A 19,158-nucleotide genomic window follows, 5' to 3' on the forward strand; every position below is an offset into this window, starting at 1 on the left:
GTCGACTTGGCCGACCGGGATGGCTGCGATACCATCCGGTTCCCCAACGGACTCCGCCAGGACGACGCGATGAACCGAGTGTTGTACCCAGGTACCTTCGACCCGATTACCAAAGGCCATGGCGATCTGGTCGAACGCGCCTCACGCTTGTTCGACCACGTGATCATCGCGGTCGCGGCCAGCCCCAAGAAAAACCCGCTGTTTCCCCTGGAACAGCGCGTGGAGCTGGCGCGTGAGGTCACCAAACACCTGCCCAACGTGGAAGTGGTGGGCTTTGCCACACTGCTGGCGCACTTCGCCAAAGAGCAGAACGCCAATGTGTTCCTGCGTGGCCTGCGCGCGGTGTCGGACTTCGAATATGAATTCCAGCTGGCTAACATGAACCGCCAATTGGCGCCGGACGTGGAAAGCCTGTTCCTCACGCCGTCGGAACGTTATTCGTTCATTTCCTCGACGTTGGTCCGTGAAATTGCCGCTTTGGGCGGCGATATCACCAAGTTCGTGCACCCGGCCGTGGCCGATGCGCTGACACTGCGCTTCAAGAAATAAGACCGCTGAATCGGCGCCTGCTCGCACTGCGGGCGCCAATGCGGCACAATTGCGCGCATTAGTTTTCAGATGCCTTGGCTGACAGCCCTGGCAGGAGTTTCCATGTCCCTGATCATCACCGACGATTGCATCAACTGCGACGTCTGCGAACCCGAGTGCCCGAACGCCGCGATTTCCCAAGGCGAAGAGATCTACGTGATCGACCCTAACCTGTGCACCCAGTGCGTCGGCCACTATGACGAACCTCAGTGCCAGCAAGTGTGCCCGGTAGATTGCATTCCGCTGGATGAAGCCCATCCGGAGACGGAAGAGCAGTTGATGGAGAAGTACCGGAAGATTACCGGTAAGGCTTGAGCTTTTTCAGGGCCTGGAAGGGCCTCATCGCAGGCAAGCCAGCTCCCACATTGGATGTGTGAACACATTCAAATGTGGGAGCAGACAGGCCTGAGATGGCGATTTCAGCCATCACACAGGTTCAGCGCTGACACTTGGGGCAAAACACACTCGCCCGCTGCCCCAGCACCACATTGCGCAACTCAGTCCCGCAGACCTTGCACGCCTCGCCGCCGCGGCCATAAACGAACAGCTCCTGTTGGAAATACCCCGGCTGCCCATCACCGCCGATAAAGTCCCGCAGCGTCGTACCACCGCGCTCGATAGCGGCGGCCAGGATGCGCTTGATCTCAATCGCCAGCTTCAAATAACGCGCTCGCGAAATGCCGCCCGCCTCGCGACGCGGATCGATCCCCGCTGCAAACAGCGCTTCCGTCGCGTAAATATTGCCCACGCCCACCACCACCGCGTTGTCCATGATGAACGGCTTCACCGCCATCGACCGTCCACGGGACAGTTGAAACAAGCGATCGCCATCAAACAGGTCCGTCAGCGGCTCTGGCCCCAGGCGAATCAACAGCTCATGGTTGTGCGGGTCCTGGCTCCACAGCATCGCGCCGAAACGCCGCGGGTCGGTGTAACGCAGGGCCAGGCCGGATTCGAGCTCGATATCCACATGCTCATGCTTGGCGGCCGGCATGCCGACTTCCACCAGGCGCAGGTTGCCCGACATGCCCAGATGGCTGATCAGGGTGCCCACTTCGGCATTGATCAACAGGTACTTGGCCCGCCGCTCCACCAGCACGATGCGCTGCCCGGACAGGCGCACATCAAGGTCTTCCGGGATCGGCCAGCGCAGGCGCCGTTCACGCACCACCACACGGCTGACGCGCTGGCCTTCCAAGTGCGGTGCAATGCCGCGCCGGGTGGTTTCGACTTCTGGTAACTCGGGCATGTGTACCTCGTGAAGGAAGGGTCAGTGCGCGCCCAGCTCGCGGATCGACAACTTCATGCTCTCGAAGTCGTAGTCCGACAGCCCCACGTAGTCCAGCACCAGGTGGCCGATGGTATTCCACTCATGGTCGACCGCCTGGTTGCCCAGCACGCGGTAGGACGAGCAGACGTGCTCGGCCATTTTCAGGATCGCCAGCAGGTTTTTCAGTTGGGAATTGCGCGACGACTCATCGCTGAAAATCGCCAGGGCATTGTGGTGGTTGGCGATGGCATCGGTTACATGTTCCGGCAGGCGCCAGGACTTGGCGGTGTAGTAACCCACCACCGCATGGTTGGTGTTGAACGCGTTGTTCTCGGTGTCGACCACGCGGGAGTCGGGGCCGGCGTTGGCGTATGCCTGTTCCAGCACCGTCATATAGTTGGGGAAGCGCTTGAGCATCAGCGGCACGCCGCAATCGTGGAACAGGCCCAAGGCATATGCCTCGTCTACGGCTTGCGACCCGGTGCGCTTGGCCAGAGTGAGGCAAGTCATGGCCACATCCTGGGCGGTGTCCCAGAAGCGGTTGAGGGTGACGATGGTGTCGTCGCTCATCTCGCCTTTGATCGACAAGGCGTTGATCAGGTTGATGATCGAACGGCTGCCCAGCAGGTTCACTGCGCGCTGGATCGAGGCGATCTTGTTGCTGAGGCCGTAATAGGACGAATTGACAATCTTCAGCAGCGCGCCGGACAGGCCCGGGTCCTGGGAGATCAACCGCGCGATCACCTCCAGGTCCGGGTCGGGCATGTACTGCTCCATCTGCAAATCCACCATGATCTGCGGTTGAGGCGGCACGCTGATGCCTTGCAAGGTCTGCTGGATCTGTTCGGCGGAAAGCTCTTGGGACATAAGTACATACTCCGGGCTAGGCGGGGATTCTAACCCCTATGAAGACTTGACCGACACCTCAAAAACCCGAACTGAAACCCGATTCAATGTGGGAACCGGGTTATGTGGGAGCTGGCTTGCCTGCGATAGCATCTCCTCGCAGTAACAGACATACCGAGTCGCCTGCATCGCGGGCAAGCCCGGCTCCCACAGGGGCATCACAGCCCACATGTCCGGCGGCGTCACAGAGTCCTGTGCAACACGGTATACTCCCGCTCTTTTTTCCGGAGCGACGTCATGTCCCTGCCAAGCCTGCGCCTCAAACCCAACGCTGATCGCCGTTTGCGCAACGGCCACCTGTGGGTCTACAGCAACGAAATCGACGTGGCGGCCACCCCACTTCACGGCTTCCAGGCAGGCGACCAGGCTATCCTGGAAGCAGCCGGCGGCAAGACCCTGGGCATCGTGGCCATGAGCCCGAACAACCTGATCTGCGCCCGCCTGCTGTCGCGCGACATCAAGCTGCCTTTGGACAAGTCGCTGCTGGTGCACCGGATCAACGTGGCGCTGTCACTGCGTGATCGCCTGTTCGACAAGCCGTTCTACCGCCTGGTCTACGGCGATTCCGACCTGCTGCCGGGCCTGGTAGTCGACCGTTTCGGCGACATCCTGGTGGTGCAGATCGCTTCGGCGACCATGGAAGCGCATAAGGAAGACGTGATCGCTGCGCTGACCCAAGTGCTCAAGCCGAGCGGCATCCTGTTCAAGAACGACTCCGCCGCGCGCGACGCCGAAGGCCTCAACCGCTACGTCGAAACCGTGTTCGGCCTGGTACCTGAATGGGTCGCCCTGGAAGAAAACGGCGTGAAATTCGAAGCCCCGGTCATCCAGGGCCAGAAAACCGGCTGGTTCTACGACCACCGCATGAACCGCGCCCGCCTGGCCCCGTATGCCAAAGGCAAGCGTGTACTCGACCTTTACAGCTACATCGGCGGCTGGGGCGTGCAAGCAGCAGCTTTCGGCGCCAGTGAAGTGTTCTGCGTCGACGCCTCCGCCTTCGCCCTCGACGGCGTGGAGCGCAACGCGGCACTGAACGGCGTTGCCGAGAAGATGACCTGCATTGAAGGCGACGTCTTCGAAGCCCTCAAAGAGCTGAAAGCCAGCGAAGAACGCTTCGACGTGATCGTCGCTGACCCACCGGCCTTCATCAAACGCAAAAAAGACATGAAAAACGGCGAAGGCGCCTACCGCCGCCTCAACGAGCAAGCCATGCGCCTGCTCAGCAAGGACGGCATCCTGGTCAGCGCGTCGTGCTCCATGCACTTGCCGGAAGACGACCTGCAAAACATCCTGCTGACCAGCGCCCGCCACCTGGATCGCAATATCCAGATGCTAGAGCGTGGTGGCCAGGGTCCGGATCATCCGGTGCACCCGGCGATTGTCGAGACGCGGTATATCAAAAGCATTACGTGCCGGTTGTTGCCCAATAGCTAAGTAACACGCAGATCAAAGGTGGGAGCGGGCTTGCCCGCGATAGCGGTGTATCAGTTACAGATTTTTAATCTGTTACACCGCTATCGCAGGCAAGCCAGCTCCCACATTTTTTTGTGTTGTGCCAGAAGGATTTTTCCTACCGCCGCAAACCACGTGGATCCAAGAGGCCTCCCACAATAGTTTTAATTGAATTCCATTTTTCGCAGACTAGTATCGGTTTCTGGTGTTACTCCGGAAAACAAAAACAATGTCTGGCTCCATGCGCTCCCGCTTCATCCTGATCACCTGCATTTCCCTGATCAGCTTCTTCCCGATCAATATCCTGCTGCCCTCATTCCCCGCCCTGGCCGCCAGGTTCGACACACCTACCGCAGACGTCGCACTGTCCATCAGCCTGTTCACACTGGTCTTTTCGATCTCTCAATTGGTCGCCGGCCCGTTATCGGATAAATGGGGCCGCAAGGAAGTCCTGATCGGCTGCATCACCCTTTCTATCCTGGGTGCTATCGGTTGCGCGCTGGCGCCGGACTACCTGACCTTCCTGCTGTTTCGCAGCGTCCAGGCAATGGGTTGTGGCTTCTTCGTACTCGGCCACGCACTGGTAGAAGACCTGTTCGACGAACAAGACCGCGCTCGCGTACGACTCTATTACATGACCCTCAGCGGCTCATTTGTCGCGCTGTCACCGCTGATCGGCTCATGGCTGCAAACCACCTTCGACTGGCAAGGCAGCTTCTACGGCTTTGCGCTGATGGCGCTGGGCATGTTGATCCACGCGTTCTGCATCCTGCCGTCCAAGTCCGCCAGCCCGCACCGCGCGCCTGTATCGATCTTCGGCACGCTGAAAGCCGTCGCACGTCATCGCGACTTCCTGCGCTACTGGTGGATCGCAGCGCTGGTGTTTGCCTGCTACTTCGCCCTGATCAGCGTGACACCGCTGATTTTCATGGATGCGTTGAAGCTCTCCGAATACCAGTACGCGCTGGTGCTGATGGTGTACGGCGTGGCCTATTTGCTCGGTGGCGTGGCGGCCTCCTATCTGCAAAAACACATTCCATTGGCCCGGCAAATCAATATCGGTCTCGGATTGTTACTTATCGCGGGGGTGCTGCTGACGCTGATCGTCAGCCTTGATGCCATCAACACCGTGAGCCTGTTGATCCCCATGCTGATCAGCGCACTGGCCGTGACGCTGGTTCGGCCCGCGGCGATTTCAGCGGCGATGCTGCTGTTTTCCAGCAGCGCAGGGACGGCGGCATCGGCGGGGAACAGCATCATGTTCCTGACCGCAGCCGCCAGCAGCGCTGCGCTGGCGCAAACCGGGACTCATTTGTTGTTGACCATCGGCGTGAGCTTCATTGTCTTCAGCCTGTGGGGTTGGATGACAAATGCGCGCTCCTGCGGGTAGACGGCCATTCCCTCCAGCCGCCAGCGGTGTAGAATCGGCCTATTCATCGCCAGTCATCCCCCGGCGGGTTTATGAGCTCAAGGCCAATGCGCACGGCGATCCCGTCACGTTTGCGGCAACTTCCGGACACCAGTGCCATTTTTCGGGTGTTCCAGACGTCAATAGAAGCTCACTCCCCTTTGATACCGATTAGCCGCCCGGAGTGCTCCAATGCCTGATTACCGCTCGAAAACATCCACCCATGGCCGCAACATGGCCGGCGCGCGCGCACTGTGGCGTGCCACGGGGATGAAAGATGACGACTTCAAGAAGCCGATCATCGCGATTGCCAACTCGTTCACTCAGTTCGTACCCGGCCACGTCCACCTCAAGGACTTGGGCCAACTGGTCGCCCGCGAGATCGAGCGCGCTGGCGGCGTAGCCAAGGAATTCAACACCATCGCCGTGGATGACGGCATCGCCATGGGCCACGACGGCATGCTGTATTCCCTGCCGAGCCGCGAGATCATCGCCGACTCCGTGGAATACATGGTCAACGCTCACTGCGCCGACGCCATCGTGTGCATCTCCAACTGCGACAAGATCACCCCTGGCATGTTGATGGCCGCCCTGCGCCTGAACATCCCGGTGATCTTCGTCTCCGGCGGGCCGATGGAAGCCGGCAAGACCAAACTCGCGTCCCACGGCCTCGACCTGGTCGACGCCATGGTGATCGCCGCCGATTCCAGCGCTTCTGACGAGAAGGTTGCGGAATACGAGCGCAGCGCTTGCCCAACGTGCGGTTCGTGCTCCGGCATGTTCACCGCCAACTCGATGAACTGCCTGGTGGAAGCCCTGGGCCTGGCCTTGCCGGGCAACGGTTCGACACTGGCCACCCACAGCGACCGCGAGCAGCTGTTCCTGCAGGCCGGCCGCACCATCGTCGAGCTGTGCAAGCGTTACTACACCGAGAACGATGAATCGGTGTTGCCGCGCAATATCGCGAACTTCAAGGCGTTCGAAAACGCCATGACCCTGGACATCGCCATGGGCGGTTCCACCAATACCATCCTGCATTTGCTGGCCGCGGCCCAGGAAGCCGAGATCGATTTCGACCTGCGCGACATCGACCGTCTGTCCCGTCACGTGCCGCAGCTGTGCAAAGTCGCGCCGAACATCCAGAAGTACCACATGGAAGACGTGCACCGCGCCGGCGGGATCTTCTCGATCCTTGGCTCTCTCGCCCGTGGCGGCCTGCTGCACACCGACCTGCCAACCGTGCACAGCAAGACGCTCGCCGAAGGCATCGCCAAGTGGGACATCACCCAGACTGACGATGAAGCCGTGCATCACTTCTTCAAGGCAGGCCCAGCGGGCATCCCGACGCAAACCGCGTTCAGCCAGTCGACCCGTTGGGACACCCTGGATGACGACCGTGAGAACGGCTGCATCCGCAGTGTCGAGCACGCCTACTCCCAGGAAGGCGGCCTGGCCGTGCTGTACGGCAACATCGCCCTCGATGGCTGCGTGGTGAAAACCGCCGGTGTGGATGAATCCATCCACGTCTTCAAAGGCCGCGCCAAGATCTACGAAAGCCAGGACAGCTCGGTTCGCGGCATCCTCGCCGACGAAGTGAAGGAAGGCGACATCGTGATCATCCGCTACGAAGGCCCGAAAGGCGGCCCGGGTATGCAGGAGATGCTGTACCCGACGTCCTACCTGAAATCCAAAGGCCTGGGCAAAGCCTGCGCGCTGCTGACCGACGGTCGTTTCTCCGGCGGCACCTCGGGTCTTTCCATCGGCCATGCTTCGCCAGAAGCCGCTGCCGGTGGCGCGATTGGTTTGGTGCAAGATGGCGACAAGGTGCTGATCGACATTCCGAACCGTTCGATCAACCTGTTGATCAGCGATGAAGAACTGGCGGCACGCCGGGTCGAGCAGGACAAGAAAGGCTGGAAACCGGTGGAGAAGCGTCCGCGCAAAGTCACCACGGCGTTGAAGGCGTATGCGTTGTTGGCGACCAGTGCCGACAAGGGCGCTGTGCGTAACAAAGCGATGCTCGACGGCCTGTAAGCCTCGCGCATACAAATGCCCCGCCATGTGCGGGGCATTTTTTTGCCTGGCCGAATCTCCAATCTACCGGAGATCAAATGTGGGAGCTGGCTTGCCTGCGATGCAGACACTGCGGTGTACCTGATACACCGGGGCGATGCCATCGCAGGCAAGCCAGCTCCCACACTGACCGCACTTCGACTGAAGACGCTTACTGAATATCCTCAGGCTTCACAATCACCCAATTCTTGTCCGCCGTCACCGGCAACCCTTCCTTGGCCTGCGCCGCTGCGTGCTTGGCGATCATGCCGTTAAGCTGCGTCATGTACTTGTCCTTGCGGTTGATCCACAGGTGGATGCCGCCTTTGGCTACGTCCACATCGTGAAACAGCATGTAGCCGTCGCTGGTCGGGGTATCGCCGCCGACGATCACCGGTTTTTTCCACTCATCGATGTAGGTGAGGATCGCCGCGTGCTTACCGGCCATCCAGGTGGCCGGGGTCCACAGGTAGGGGGTCAGTTCCAGGCCGAGGTTGGCCTTCTCGTCATACTTACCGGCGCTGATCTGTTTGCGCGCGGTGGTCAGCTCGCCGGTCTTGCGATCCTTGAGCAAAGTGGTCACGCCGATGACGTTCTCGGGTTTGACGTTGTAGCCGTACTTCGGATCGGCGGCGACCATGCGCACCAGCTCTTCCGAAGCCGCGGTCATCACATACACCTCGATGCCATTTTCCATCAGTTTGTTGTACAGCTCGGCCTGGCCGGTGAAGACTTTCGGCGGTTGCACCTCGGATTTCTTCACCACGTCGCCTTCGAAATAGCTGACGGGCACGGGCTTGCCGGAGGCCATCAGCTCATCGACCTGCACCTTGAGCTCCTTGAGGGTAAAACCCGAAAACACTTGGGCGACCCATGGGTAGCAGACCATGTCGTCCACTTCGCAAAGGCGATAGTAGTAACTGAACAGGCTTTCCTTATGGTCGGCCGTGTCTTTGAACGGCATCAGTTTGAGCGATGGATCAAGGCTGTCACGGGTGATCAGGCCCTTGTTTTCCATGTAGGGCAGCAGGGATTCTTCGAGGTCGTAGCGGTAGCTGGTGTTGTCCATGTCGAACACCGCGAAATTACCCTTGTTGGCGTTGGCGGCGATCATTTCATTCAGTTGCTTGGCCGCCGGCGCGGGCCAGTGCTTCAGCTCGGTGGCGGCGAACGCCTGGCTGACGAGTCCGAGGCAGAATGCGGCGGCGAGTAATTTCGGCACGAACTTCATAGGCGTTGTCTCCCTGAGTGAAAGACGTCGACGCTAACAAATCCCTGTGACAGTTCCCACTTCGAGCACGACCGTGCGCGTCCTGATCCCGTCACACTCATACGCCTGAGCGGCAAATGCTTATTCCAAAAACGACACTGACCATTCCATATCGGTATTAAATCAATATATTTCAAGCTGTTAGGCTTGCCGGTTCGCAATCGCAGGCTCACGCGATTGGCTGCCTTCTCAACGGAGCTCTAATGAATCTGCCCCTGATTCTCAACTTACTGGTGTTCGTGGCCCTGTTGCTGGGCCTGGCACAAACCCGTCGCACACACTGGAGCCTCGCCAAGAAGGTTCTATTCGCCCTGGTTCTCGGCGTGGTGTTCGGCACCGTGCTGCACACGATCTACGGCGATGGTAATCCGGTACTCAAAGCGTCCATAGGCTGGTTTGACCTGGTCGGCAACGGCTACGTGCAACTGCTGCAAATGATCGTGATCCCGCTGGTGTTCGCCTCGATCCTCAGCGCCGTGGCGCGTCTGCACAATGCCTCGTCCCTGGGCAAGATCAGTTTCCTGACCATCGGCACGCTGCTGTTCACCACCGCGATTGCCGCGCTGATCGGTATTGGCCTCACCAACCTGTTCGGCCTCACCGCCGAAGGCCTGGTGGCCGGCACCCAGGAAATGGCACGCCTGCAGGTGATCCAGAGCGATTACGCCGGCAAGGTCGCCGACCTGAATATCCCGCAATTGCTGCTGTCGTTCGTGCCGGCCAACCCGTTCGCCGACCTCGCGCGCGCCAAGCCGACGTCGATTATCAGCGTGGTGATTTTCGCGGCCTTCCTGGGCGTTGCCGCGCTGCAGCTGCTCAAGGATGACGTGGAAAAAGGTCAAAAAGTACTCAACGCCATCGACACCCTGCAAGCCTGGGTGATGCGCCTGGTGCGCCTGGTCATGAAGCTGACGCCCTACGGCGTATTGGCGCTGATGACTAAAGTGGTCGCCGGCTCCAACCTGCAAGACATCATCAAGCTCGGCAGTTTTGTGGTGGTGTCGTACTTGGCGCTGGGCCTGATGTTTATGGTGCACGGCCTGCTGCTGTCTTTAGCCGGGATCAACCCGCTGCGTTTTTTCCGCAAGGTGTGGCCGGTATTGACGTTTGCCTTCACCAGCCGCTCCAGCGCCGCGTCGATCCCGCTGAGCATTGAAGCGCAGACCCGTCGCCTGGGTATCCCGCAGTCTATCGCCGGTTTCGCCGCCTCGTTTGGCGCGACCATTGGCCAGAACGGTTGCGCGGGCCTTTATCCCGCGATGTTGGCGGTGATGGTCGCGCCAACCGTGGGCATCAACCCGCTGGACCCGCTGTGGATCGCGACGCTGGTGGCGATTGTGACCTTAAGTTCGGCAGGTGTTGCAGGCGTGGGCGGCGGGGCGACATTTGCCGCGCTGATCGTACTGCCGGCCATGGGGTTGCCGGTGTCACTGGTGGCGCTGCTGATTTCCGTGGAGCCGCTGATCGACATGGGCCGCACGGCGTTGAACGTGAACGGTTCGATGACGGCGGGGGCAATTACCAGCCAGATCATGGGCCAGACGGATAAGGAATTGTTGAATGCGGATGAGCATGCGGAATTAGCGCAGGCCTGAAGCCAAGAACTGTAGTGAGCGGGCTTGCCCCGCGCGGGGCGGCTTCGCCACCCAGCGCGGGGCAAGCCCGCTCACTACAAGAAGTTAGATTTTTTCCCAGACCTCGAAGTTGTACGCTGGCTTATCGCCTTCAGCTGGGTTCTCCAGATTTGAAACCAGCTTCCACTGGTCCGCATCAAACTCCGGAAACCATGCGTCCCCTTCCGGGCTCAACGCCACCCGCGTCAAATACAACCGATCCGCCTGCTCCAGCCCCTGCGCATACAACTGCGCCCCACCGATCAGCATCAGCTCATCCACGCCCTGCTCCAGCGCCCACGCCTCAGCGCGTTCAACCGCAGCCTCCAATGACGGAAAAACTTCCGCACCTTCAAGCGCCAGATCGGTCTGACGGCTAACCACAAGATTCAAGCGCCCCGGCAGCGGTCGGCCCAGAGAATCCCAGGTCTTGCGCCCCATGATGATCGGCTTGCCGAGCGTAGTGGCTTTGAAATATTTGAAATCCCCCGGCAAGTGCCAGGGCATGCTGTTGTCGACGCCGATCATGCGGTTTTCACCGAGGGCTGCGATCAGGCTTAAAGGGAGAGTTTTTTTCATGGCGACGAGAATACCAGAGGCGCAGGCCAGCGGTTATGCTCCACGTTCACTTGCTCAACAGGACGGCGCGTGACTGCACTGAACCCCCTGCAAAAACTCTGGCTGACAGAAACCGTGCGCCTGCGTGAAGAACACGCCGGCCCGCTGGAAGACCTGGAAGCCAACCGCCTGGCCCGCTCGGCCGGTGGCGACTTGCCGACGCGCATTCAACAGCGCGCCCTGCACCTGGCCGAGCGTGATGGCCTGACCGCCGCGCTCACGCGCTGGCTGCAAGGTGCGCGACTGGCGCTGGTGCTGCTGGTGATCGTCGCCGTGATCAGTGGCGCCGGCCTGGCCTTTGCGGCAATGGGCAACGGCCTGACCCCGGTGAATGTGTTCTGGGCCTTGGGCAGCCTGCTTGGTTTGAACCTCATCCTGTTGATCAGTTGGGCCCTGGGCCTGCTGTTTGCCGGCGAACACAGCGCCAGTCTTGGGCGCCTGTGGCTGTGGCTCAGCGAGAAGCTCGCGCGTGACGCCAAGGCTGCACAGCTGGCACCAGCGCTGTTGCTGCTGTTGCAGCGCCAGAAACTCAATCGCTGGGCGGTCGGTGTGCTGGTCAACAGCCTGTGGTTGTTGGCGTTGCTCAGCGCCATGGTGATTCTTCTTACGCTACTTGCCACCCGCCGTTACGGCTTCGTGTGGGAAACCACCATTCTTGGCGCCGACACCTTCGTCGCCGTCACCCAGGCCCTCAGCACCTTGCCGGCTATGCTGGGTTTCAACGTGCCGACCGTCGATATGATCCGCGCCAGCGGCGATTCCGCGCTGAATATCGAAAGCGCCCGCCAAGCCTGGGCCGCCTGGCTGGTGGGCGTGCTGCTCGTCTATGGCCTGCTGCCTCGCTTGGCCCTCGCCCTGCTGTGCCTGTGGCGCTGGAAACGCGGGCGCGCCGCCCTGCGCCTGGACCTCAACCTGCCCGGCTACAGCCAGCTGCGCGAACGCCTCATGCCGAGCAGTGAGCGCCTCGGGGTCAACGACGCAGCGCCGGAACAACTGCACCACGTCAGCGGGGGTGTCAGTGAATTGGAAAGCGAAGGCGCGCTGCTGGTCGCCATCGAACTGGACGACCGGCACACTTGGCCGCCCAAACTGCCCGCCAGCGTGAAAAACGCCGGCATTCTCGACAGCCGCGAATCACGCAACAAGCTGCTGGAGCAGCTCACGCGCTTCCCTCCTGCACGCCTGGCCATCGCTTGCGACCCGCGCCGCTCGCCGGACCGTGGCAGCCTCGCGCTGATCGCCGAACTCGCGCGCAGCGCCACCGCCACCCGCGTCTGGCTGCTGCAAGCACCGCCCGGCCAGGCGCTGGACGCCGAGCGCCTGGGCGATTGGCACGCCGCACTGCAACAACTTGAACTGCCCTTCGCCGACTGCGCGCCGCTGAACTGGCTGGAGACCGGTCATGACTAAGCCACTGAAACTCGCCGTGGTGGGCCACACCAATGTCGGCAAGACCTCGCTGCTGCGTACGCTGACCCGTGATGTCGGCTTCGGCGAAGTCTCCCATCGCCCCAGCACCACGCGGCATGTCGAAGGGGCGCGCTTGTCGGTGGATGGCGAAGCCTTGCTGGAGCTGTACGACACGCCCGGCCTGGAAGATGCCATCGCCCTGCTCGACTATTTGGAACGCTTGGATCGCCCCGGCGAACGCCTCGACGGCCCGGCCCGGCTGGCGCGCTTCCTGGAGGGCAGCGAAGCCCGCCAGCGTTTCGAACAGGAGGCCAAGGTGCTGCGCCAACTGTTGGCGTCTGACGCGGGCCTGTATGTGATCGACGCCCGCGAGCCGGTGCTGGCCAAGTACCGCGATGAGCTTCAAGTACTGGCCAGTTGCGGCAAGCCGTTGCTGCCGGTGCTCAACTTTGTCAGCAGCAGCGACCACCGCGAGCCGGATTGGCGTGAAGCCCTGGCCCGCCTCGGTCTGCATGCGCTGGTGCGTTTCGACAGCGTCGCGCCACCGGAAGACGGCGAACGGCGACTGTATGAAAGCCTCGCCCTGCTGCTGGAAAACGCCCGGCCACAATTGGAACGCTTGATTCTTGATCAGGAGGCCCAGCGTCAGGCCCGCCAGCAAAGTGCTGCCCGCTTGATCGCCGAGCTGTTGATCGACTGTGCAGCGTGCCGACGCAGCGTGGTGACTGAAGATGAGCCGCAAGCCATCGGCGACCTGCGCAAAGCCGTGCGTCAACGTGAGCAGAAGTGTGTGGAAGCGCTGCTCAAGCTGTTCGGCTTCCGCCCGCAGGACGCCGCCGCCAGCGACTTGCCGCTGCTGGATGGCCGCTGGGGCGATGACCTGTTCAACCCGGAAACCCTCAAGCAGCTCGGCGTGCGCGTCGGCGGCGGGATCGCCGCAGGCGCGGCGGCGGGTGCAGGCGTGGATTTACTGGTCGGAGGGTTAACGCTGGGCGCCGCCGCACTGGCCGGTGCAATTGCTGGTGGTGCACTGCAAACCGCACGTAGCTACGGCAGCCGCCTGTTGGGCAAGATCAAGGGCCAGCGTGAGCTGACCGTCGACGACGCCGTGCTGCGCTTGCTTGCCCTGCGCCAACGCCAGTTGCTCAAGGCCCTGAACCTGCGCGGCCATGCGGCTATGCACAGCATCAAGGTCGACACGCCCCAGGACAAAACCTGGCGCGAAGGCAAGCTGCCTGACGCGCTGCACAAGGCTCGCGCGCATCCGCAATGGTCTTCTCTTAACCCCCACGCCAAACTCAGTCAGGCCGAGCGTCAGGACCTGGTAGAAAGCTTGGCCACGCAGCTCTGATTTGCGCCAAGGGGTAATTGCTCGTACCACAGCATGGCCAGGAAAGAAGTGGCAAGCGCCCGAACCCACTCTTTGTCCGCTTTGTCTGCGACACCATTTCTATCGACATCACTGTTGGTGAATGACTCAAGCACCCCATTCCCATCAGCGTCATAAGCGGCTGCACTGTAAGCCAGGCTTTGCTTGCGGATAGCGCCCAGCACATCGTGAAACTCCAGTTTTACGGCGTTCGGTGAGCTGGTCTTACCGTAATGATCAACATACACAGACAAACTCCGTTGAGCACTTTCACCCTGGTTAAACCAGTTAAGCTTCAAGAACGTATTCGCAAACTCCTTCAGTAATTGCTTATCCCGAATGTTGCACCGCCCATCACGGTTGATGTCTCCCGCGCACTGCATATCAATAACACCATCGGCGTTCATATCAACGGCCAAGGCCTCGTGACTTAACTCATCCGGCCCGCCTTCATGGCTCTCATAAAAATGCAATATGACCGTATCGGCCCTGCAGTTTCCGCTACGGTCCTGAGCGATCGCTTTTAAATAACGCATACGCCTGTCTCAATAAAGGGATGAGACAAGAACTTAAATCACCCCCATCGACCGGCACAGGTAACAACACCACAGCACACTGTCAGAAATCGCGACGCGGCATCAGTAACTTGCGCGCCTTGGCCTTGAGCACTTCAAGGTCGAGCACCGGCACATGGATTTTCTTGGCCTGCTCATCCCAATAACGCATACGCAAGCTCACCGCGCACAGCGGATCCTGTTCGAAAGCCACGGCCTCTTCGGCGTTCATCACCCCGCCCTGGTAAGCCAACGTACGGCGGCTTGCGTCGCTCAGGCGGGCGTAATAGCCCGGCTGGCTGAAGGTCAGGTAGCGCTTGGCCTGCACGTGATACTCCACCAACCTGGTCATGCGTTCGCTGAACCCTGCACGGCGCAGATAATCCGCCCCCAGCCGCTCATGGCTGACCACGCCATAACCGCCCATGTTCGCGTCGCCCCTGCCGCAGAGATGGCCGATGTCATGGAAAAACGCCGCCAGTACCACTTCGTCATCAAAGCCTTCGGCCATGGCCAGTTGCGCGGCCTGGGACATGTGTTCGATCTGCGACACCGGCTCGCCGATGTAATCCGCCGTGCCGTGCGCCTCGTACAGGCCGAACACTTCGGCTATCGCCTGCTCCGGGCTCATCACGCCGCGCCCCACAATGCAGTGATATTTCGCTCGGCCATCGCCGGCCCCACGCTCATGCCGACACCGGTGTGCATCAATGCCGCACTCACTCCAGGCGCCGCGCGCAGGAACGAGAACGGCGCCGGCCCCCGCGAGCCGTACACACCCTGCCAGCGTTCCAGCACCTGGATCTTGCAGCCCAGGGTCTGCTCAGCCAGTTCGATCATCCAGTCATCGACCTGCTCGGCATTGAACGGCGAAGCATCGCTGCCGTAGTCATGGGAGTCGCCGATGATCAGCTCGCCGTGAGGCGTCGGGCTGATCAGCAGGTGAATCCCGTGTTCATGCAGGTGCGGTGCTTCACGCAGGATCTGCGCCTGTACCGGCGCGGCTTCCGGCAGATCGGCGAATGCGCCGTAGTGCACGCAACTCAGGCCGGTGAGCAACGCGTGTTGCAGGTTCAGATTCACGGCTGGCCGCGCGCGCAGCATTTGCAGGCGGCAGATACTCGGGTTGAGTTCGGCCATCGCTTCGGCCAGCAAGGTTTGGTAGTCGTGACCGGAACAGACAATGATCTGCTCGCCACGAAAGCTGCCCGCCGTGCTGTGCAACTGGCCCGGTTCGACGTCGCGCACCAAGGTGGAAAAGTAAAAATCCACGTTCAGTTCCTGCGCCAGGTAGTTGATCAGCGCCGGGATCGCTTCGCGGGAATACAGTTGCTGATCGTCCTTGCCATGCAGCGCGGCGCGGTGATGGCGGAACTGGCCGCCGTACAGATCCCGCATTGCTGAACCTTGCAGCAGTTCGACGTTGTAGCCGTATTGTTTTGCACGACCGGCGCAGAACGCTTCCAGCAGATGCTCCTCGGCTTCGGTGCGAGCGAACAGGTACGAACCGTTGCGCTTGAGTTGCAGCCCGGCTACCTGGGCCCAATGCCCCCAGATGTCTCGGCTTTCCCGCGCCAGGTCGAGCATCGGTCCCGGCGGTTGGCCGGTGACCAGGGCTTGGCCGAAGTTGCGCACCGAGGCGCCCAATGGTGTGGCGCTACGTTCGAAGACTTTGACCTTGAGGCCGCGCTTGGCGGCAGCATAGGCGTGAGACAGGCCGAGGATGCCGGCACCGATAATCAGCAGGTCGCTGTGGTGTGTCATTGAATGATGTCCTGAATTCGAGACCGCTATCGCAGGCAAGCCAGCTCCCACACGTTGACTTGCGAACACCTTCAAATGTGGGAGCGGGCTTGCCCGCGAAGAGGCCATCAGCCCAAACGAAAATATTACTGACCCGCCACCTTCTCCGACTTGCCGTCATAGCGCTTGCGCCACTCAGCCAAAATGCTGTCGCGGTTTTTCGAGGCCCAGGCAAAGTCGTTCTTGATCAGGCGCTGCTCGTAATCGGCCGGCAATTCAGTCTGCGGCTTGGCAATTCCCGGCTGGGCAAGGACGGCGAAGTTGTCCTTGTACAGGTCCATGGCAGCAGGGCTGGCCGAGAAGTCGGCGAGTTTTTTCGCCGCGTCGGCATGGGCAGAGCCCTTGAGCACGGCGGTGGCTTCAATGTCCCAGCCCAGGCCTTCTTTGGGCAGGATGATATCCAGCGGCGCACCCTGGCGTTTCAGTTGTACGGCCGGGTACTCGAACGAAATCCCGATCGGGAACTCACCCGACGCCGCCAACTTGCACGGCTTGGAGCCGGAGTGAACGTACTGGCCGATGTTCTGGTGCAGGTCGTCCATGTACTGCCAGCCCTGTTTCTCGCCGAAGGTTTGCAGCCAGGCGCTCACGTCCAGGAAACCGGTGCCGGACGAGGCCGGGTTGGGCATGACGATCTTGCCCTTGTATTCAGGCTTGGTCAGGTCCTGCCAGCTCACCGGCTTGGTCAGGCCCTGTTTCTCGGCTTCGACGGTGTTGAAGCAGATGGTCGCGGCCCACACATCCATACCGACCCAGGCTGGTGGGTTGGCAGCGTCGCGGTAGTTTTTGCCAATCTTGTCCAGGTCCTTGGGCGCGTAGTTATCCAGCATGCCCTGCTGATCGAGGATCGCCAGGCTCGACGCGGCCAGGCCCCAGACCACATCGGCTTGCGGGCGGTCTTTCTCGGCCAACAGCTTGGCGGTGATGATCCCGGTGGAATCACGCACCCACTTGATTTCAATGTCCGGGTTGGCCTGTTCGAAGGCTTTTTTGTAGGTCTTCAACTGCTCGGCTTCGAGGGCCGTGTACACCGTCAGCTCGGTTTTGGCGAAGGCATTCAGACTGAATGCGGTCAGTACGGCAGCGACCAGCGCCAGGGGCTTGAACATGGAGCACCTCCTTCAGGGATGTTTATTGGCCGGGCGCGGTCTGGCGCCAGGCTTGGGACCGGCGCAACGCGCTACGTGAGGCCCACGCCAGCAGCAGCGAGACGCCGGCCGACGTGAACAGGATCAGGGTCGACATGGCCGCCGCACCGCCCACGTTGCCGGCGTCGTCCATGTTCAACACGGCAACGGCGGCAAGGATGGTGTCGGGGCTGTAGAGGAAGATCGCGGCGGACACGGTGGTCATCGCCGACACAAACAGGTAGCGCACGATGTCCAGCAGCGCCGGCAGGCAGATCGGCACCGTGACGTTCAAGTAATGGCGGTACAACGGCGCCTTGAGCGACAACGCAGCGGCTTCGAATTCGGCGTCGAGCTGGCGCAACGCCGTGGTCGCGGTCATTTGCGCGGTGGTCAAATAGTGAGCAATGGTGCACACCACCAGCAGGGTCATGGTCCCGTAGAACACATGCAGCGGGTTGCCGTTAAGGTTGAAAAAGAACACGTAGCCAAGGCCCAGCACCAGCCCAGGCACCGCCATCGGCACAAAGCTGAGCATGCGCAGCGCCAGGTTCAGGCCCTTCTGGCCCTTGGTCTTTTCCATCAAATACGCGCCCGTGAAGATCAGCACGCTGCCGATCAACGCGGTGCACAGCGCCATGGTCAGGCTGTTGCGATAGGCCAGCCAGCCGCCGCCGGCGGTATCTTCGAACTGGTAGTGATTGAGCGACAGCGACAGGTTGTACGGCCAGAACTTCACCAGCGAGGAATACACTGCCATGCCGAATACCAGCAGCAACACGGCGCAGATCAGCAGCACGATGGCCAGGTAGCAGCCATCTCTTGGGCGCGATGGCAACGGTTGGAAGACTTGGGCACGACCGCTCATGGAATCGCCGTGGCGACGGCGTAGCCAGGCATCCACACCAAAGCTGAACAGTGCTGGCAGCAGCAACACCATGCCGATCAGCGCACCGCGGCCGAACTGTTGTTGACCAACCACAGCCTTGTAGGCTTCCAGGGCCAGCACCTGATAATCGCCGCCGACCACGACGGGCACGCCGAAGTCGGTGATGGTCAAGGTGAACACCAGACAGAACGCAGCGAACACCGCCTGGCGTGTGGCCGGCCAGGTAATGCTGCGGAACGCCCGGGCCGGGCTGGCCCCCATGCTCGAGGCCGCATCAAACAGCCGCGCATCCGCCAAGGACAGCGCCGACAGCAGAATCATCAAGGCCTGTGGGAAGGTGTAGATCACCTCGCCCAGCACAATGCCCCAGAAGCCGTAGATATTGTCCGAGAGCAGCCCGCGCAACATGCCCTGGTTGCCGAACAGATACACCAGCGCAATGCCCGGCAACATCGACGGCGCCATCAGTGGCAGCAGCGACATGCCGCGCCAGATCGCCTTGCCGGGAATCAACGTACGCTGCAATGCGTAGGCAAACAGGTAGGCCAGCGGTACGACGATGGCCCCGACGCTGAGGGAAACTTTCAAGCTATTGCCCAGCAGCCAGTGGAAGTTGTCACTGGTGAGCAGTTCCCGCGCCGCCACCAGGCCGCCGCCCTGCCCGGCTTCGCTGCTGAAACCGCGCCAGAAGATCGCCAGCAATGGCAGCAGTACGGCAACACCCAACAGGCACAGCCAAAGCAATTTGCCGCCGACCACAAAAACACGATCACCCAGCTCGGCGCGGGAGACCTGACGCGGCTCAGGCAATGTCATGACAGCAGCCATC

Annotated in this window: 17 protein-coding genes; 8 read left to right on the plus strand and 9 right to left on the minus strand. The window is 61.0% G+C overall.

All coding sequences use genetic code 11. The features are described 5' to 3' along the window. Nucleotides 1-69: 69 nt before the first annotated feature. Together coaD and BFP95_RS10590 are read left to right on the plus strand one after the other, a co-directional pair. Complete coding sequence (gene coaD, locus BFP95_RS10585; RefSeq protein ID WP_049711086.1) at nt 70-549, plus strand: pantetheine-phosphate adenylyltransferase; 480 nt, start codon at nt 70-72, stop codon at nt 547-549. 102 nt (nt 550-651) lie between these two features. Further along, a complete protein-coding gene (locus BFP95_RS10590) occupies nt 652-903 on the plus strand; it encodes a YfhL family 4Fe-4S dicluster ferredoxin (protein ID WP_003195146.1) in 252 nt (83 codons plus the stop codon). Nucleotides 904-1,024: 121 nt separating this feature from the next. Here BFP95_RS10590 and mutM read toward each other — a convergent pair whose 3' ends face one another. Next, nucleotides 1,025-1,837 carry a bifunctional DNA-formamidopyrimidine glycosylase/DNA-(apurinic or apyrimidinic site) lyase gene (mutM, locus tag BFP95_RS10595; RefSeq protein ID WP_049711085.1) on the minus strand — a complete coding sequence of 271 codons (813 nt, stop codon included), beginning with the start codon at nt 1,835-1,837 and terminating at the stop codon, nt 1,025-1,027. 21 nt (nt 1,838-1,858) lie between these two features. Next, the gene (locus BFP95_RS10600) at nt 1,859-2,671 is read right to left on the minus strand and encodes an HDOD domain-containing protein (RefSeq protein WP_175403042.1); all 813 of its coding nucleotides are present in this window, start codon (nt 2,669-2,671) and stop codon (nt 1,859-1,861) included. 330 nt (nt 2,672-3,001) lie between these two features. On the opposite strand from BFP95_RS10600, the gene BFP95_RS10605 reads away from it, so the two are divergent. The 3 genes from BFP95_RS10605 (at nt 3,002) to ilvD (ending at nt 7,658) form a co-directional block, all read left to right on the plus strand. After that, on the plus strand, nt 3,002-4,198 hold the full coding sequence (locus BFP95_RS10605; protein ID WP_049711083.1) for a class I SAM-dependent rRNA methyltransferase: 1,197 nt from the start codon (nt 3,002-3,004) through the stop codon (nt 4,196-4,198). Nucleotides 4,199-4,445: 247 nt separating this feature from the next. After that, complete coding sequence (locus tag BFP95_RS10610; RefSeq protein WP_065891350.1) at nt 4,446-5,606, plus strand: MFS transporter; 1,161 nt, start codon at nt 4,446-4,448, stop codon at nt 5,604-5,606. Nucleotides 5,607-5,816: 210 nt separating this feature from the next. Then, nucleotides 5,817-7,658, plus strand: coding sequence for a dihydroxy-acid dehydratase (gene ilvD / locus BFP95_RS10615; protein ID WP_065910014.1), 1,842 nt, complete (start codon nt 5,817-5,819; stop codon nt 7,656-7,658). Nucleotides 7,659-7,848: 190 nt separating this feature from the next. Here ilvD and BFP95_RS10620 read toward each other — a convergent pair whose 3' ends face one another. Continuing rightward, nucleotides 7,849-8,907, minus strand: coding sequence for a phosphorylcholine phosphatase (locus BFP95_RS10620; protein ID WP_065910016.1), 1,059 nt, complete (start codon nt 8,905-8,907; stop codon nt 7,849-7,851). A gap of 242 nt (nt 8,908-9,149) precedes the next feature. On the opposite strand from BFP95_RS10620, the gene BFP95_RS10625 reads away from it, so the two are divergent. Beyond that, complete coding sequence (locus BFP95_RS10625; RefSeq protein WP_065871975.1) at nt 9,150-10,541, plus strand: L-cystine transporter; 1,392 nt, start codon at nt 9,150-9,152, stop codon at nt 10,539-10,541. An 84-nt stretch (nt 10,542-10,625) separates the two neighbouring features. Here the strand turns inward: BFP95_RS10625 and BFP95_RS10630 are convergent, their stop codons facing one another. Further along, entirely contained in the window at nt 10,626-11,138 is a 513-nt protein-coding gene (locus tag BFP95_RS10630; RefSeq protein ID WP_065910017.1) for a dihydrofolate reductase, read from the minus strand. 69 nt (nt 11,139-11,207) lie between these two features. Between BFP95_RS10630 and BFP95_RS10635 the strand changes: the two genes are divergently transcribed. Together BFP95_RS10635 and BFP95_RS10640 are read left to right on the plus strand one after the other, a co-directional pair. Then, nucleotides 11,208-12,587 (plus strand): DUF2868 domain-containing protein, encoded by a 1,380-nt coding sequence (locus BFP95_RS10635; RefSeq protein WP_065891349.1) that lies wholly within the window; start codon nt 11,208-11,210, stop codon nt 12,585-12,587. Next, a complete protein-coding gene (locus BFP95_RS10640) occupies nt 12,580-13,938 on the plus strand; it encodes a DUF3482 domain-containing protein (RefSeq protein WP_065874382.1) in 1,359 nt (452 codons plus the stop codon). Before BFP95_RS10635 ends, BFP95_RS10640 begins: the two co-directional genes overlap by 8 nt. Here BFP95_RS10640 and BFP95_RS10645 read toward each other — a convergent pair. The 5 genes from BFP95_RS10645 to BFP95_RS10665 form a co-directional block, all read right to left on the minus strand. Then, nucleotides 13,902-14,492, minus strand: coding sequence for a hypothetical protein (locus tag BFP95_RS10645; RefSeq protein ID WP_065874383.1), 591 nt, complete (start codon nt 14,490-14,492; stop codon nt 13,902-13,904). The genes BFP95_RS10640 and BFP95_RS10645 overlap by 37 nt on opposite strands. Nucleotides 14,493-14,574: 82 nt before the next feature. Next, nucleotides 14,575-15,141, minus strand: coding sequence for a phosphonate degradation HD-domain oxygenase (locus BFP95_RS10650; protein WP_065874384.1), 567 nt, complete (start codon nt 15,139-15,141; stop codon nt 14,575-14,577). After that, entirely contained in the window at nt 15,141-16,274 is a 1,134-nt protein-coding gene (locus BFP95_RS10655; RefSeq protein WP_065874385.1) for a TIGR03364 family FAD-dependent oxidoreductase, read from the minus strand. Before BFP95_RS10655 ends, BFP95_RS10650 begins: the two co-directional genes overlap by 1 nt. A gap of 125 nt (nt 16,275-16,399) precedes the next feature. Continuing rightward, on the minus strand, nt 16,400-17,422 hold the full coding sequence (locus tag BFP95_RS10660; RefSeq protein ID WP_049711073.1) for a putative 2-aminoethylphosphonate ABC transporter substrate-binding protein: 1,023 nt from the start codon (nt 17,420-17,422) through the stop codon (nt 16,400-16,402). Between the two features lie 22 nt (nt 17,423-17,444). Next, on the minus strand, nt 17,445-19,157 hold the full coding sequence (locus BFP95_RS10665) for a putative 2-aminoethylphosphonate ABC transporter permease subunit (protein WP_065910019.1): 1,713 nt from the start codon (nt 19,155-19,157) through the stop codon (nt 17,445-17,447). Nucleotide 19,158: the final 1 nt, after the last annotated feature.

The sequence above is a fragment of the Pseudomonas sp. 58 R 12 genome (assembly GCF_900005865.1).
GTDB lineage: Bacteria > Pseudomonadota > Gammaproteobacteria > Pseudomonadales > Pseudomonadaceae > Aquipseudomonas > Aquipseudomonas tritici.

Excerpts from the sequence above, each read along its gene's own strand:
- coaD (WP_049711086.1), top strand. The coding sequence starts at position 70 with ATGAACCGAGTGTTGTACCCAGGTACCTTCGACCCGATTACCAAAGGC.
- BFP95_RS10590 (WP_003195146.1), top strand. The coding sequence starts at position 652 with ATGTCCCTGATCATCACCGACGATTGCATCAACTGCGACGTCTGCGAA.
- mutM (WP_049711085.1), bottom strand. The coding sequence starts at position 1,837 with ATGCCCGAGTTACCAGAAGTCGAAACCACCCGGCGCGGCATTGCACCG.
- BFP95_RS10605 (WP_049711083.1), top strand. The coding sequence starts at position 3,002 with ATGTCCCTGCCAAGCCTGCGCCTCAAACCCAACGCTGATCGCCGTTTG.
- BFP95_RS10610 (WP_065891350.1), top strand. The coding sequence starts at position 4,446 with ATGTCTGGCTCCATGCGCTCCCGCTTCATCCTGATCACCTGCATTTCC.
- ilvD (WP_065910014.1), top strand. The coding sequence starts at position 5,817 with ATGCCTGATTACCGCTCGAAAACATCCACCCATGGCCGCAACATGGCC.
- BFP95_RS10620 (WP_065910016.1), bottom strand. The coding sequence starts at position 8,907 with ATGAAGTTCGTGCCGAAATTACTCGCCGCCGCATTCTGCCTCGGACTC.
- BFP95_RS10625 (WP_065871975.1), top strand. The coding sequence starts at position 9,150 with ATGAATCTGCCCCTGATTCTCAACTTACTGGTGTTCGTGGCCCTGTTG.
- BFP95_RS10630 (WP_065910017.1), bottom strand. The coding sequence starts at position 11,138 with ATGAAAAAAACTCTCCCTTTAAGCCTGATCGCAGCCCTCGGTGAAAAC.
- BFP95_RS10640 (WP_065874382.1), top strand. The coding sequence starts at position 12,580 with ATGACTAAGCCACTGAAACTCGCCGTGGTGGGCCACACCAATGTCGGC.
- BFP95_RS10645 (WP_065874383.1), bottom strand. The coding sequence starts at position 14,492 with ATGCGTTATTTAAAAGCGATCGCTCAGGACCGTAGCGGAAACTGCAGG.
- BFP95_RS10650 (WP_065874384.1), bottom strand. The coding sequence starts at position 15,141 with ATGAGCCCGGAGCAGGCGATAGCCGAAGTGTTCGGCCTGTACGAGGCG.
- BFP95_RS10655 (WP_065874385.1), bottom strand. The coding sequence starts at position 16,274 with ATGACACACCACAGCGACCTGCTGATTATCGGTGCCGGCATCCTCGGC.
- BFP95_RS10660 (WP_049711073.1), bottom strand. The coding sequence starts at position 17,422 with ATGTTCAAGCCCCTGGCGCTGGTCGCTGCCGTACTGACCGCATTCAGT.
- BFP95_RS10665 (WP_065910019.1), bottom strand. The coding sequence starts at position 19,157 with ATGGCTGCTGTCATGACATTGCCTGAGCCGCGTCAGGTCTCCCGCGCC.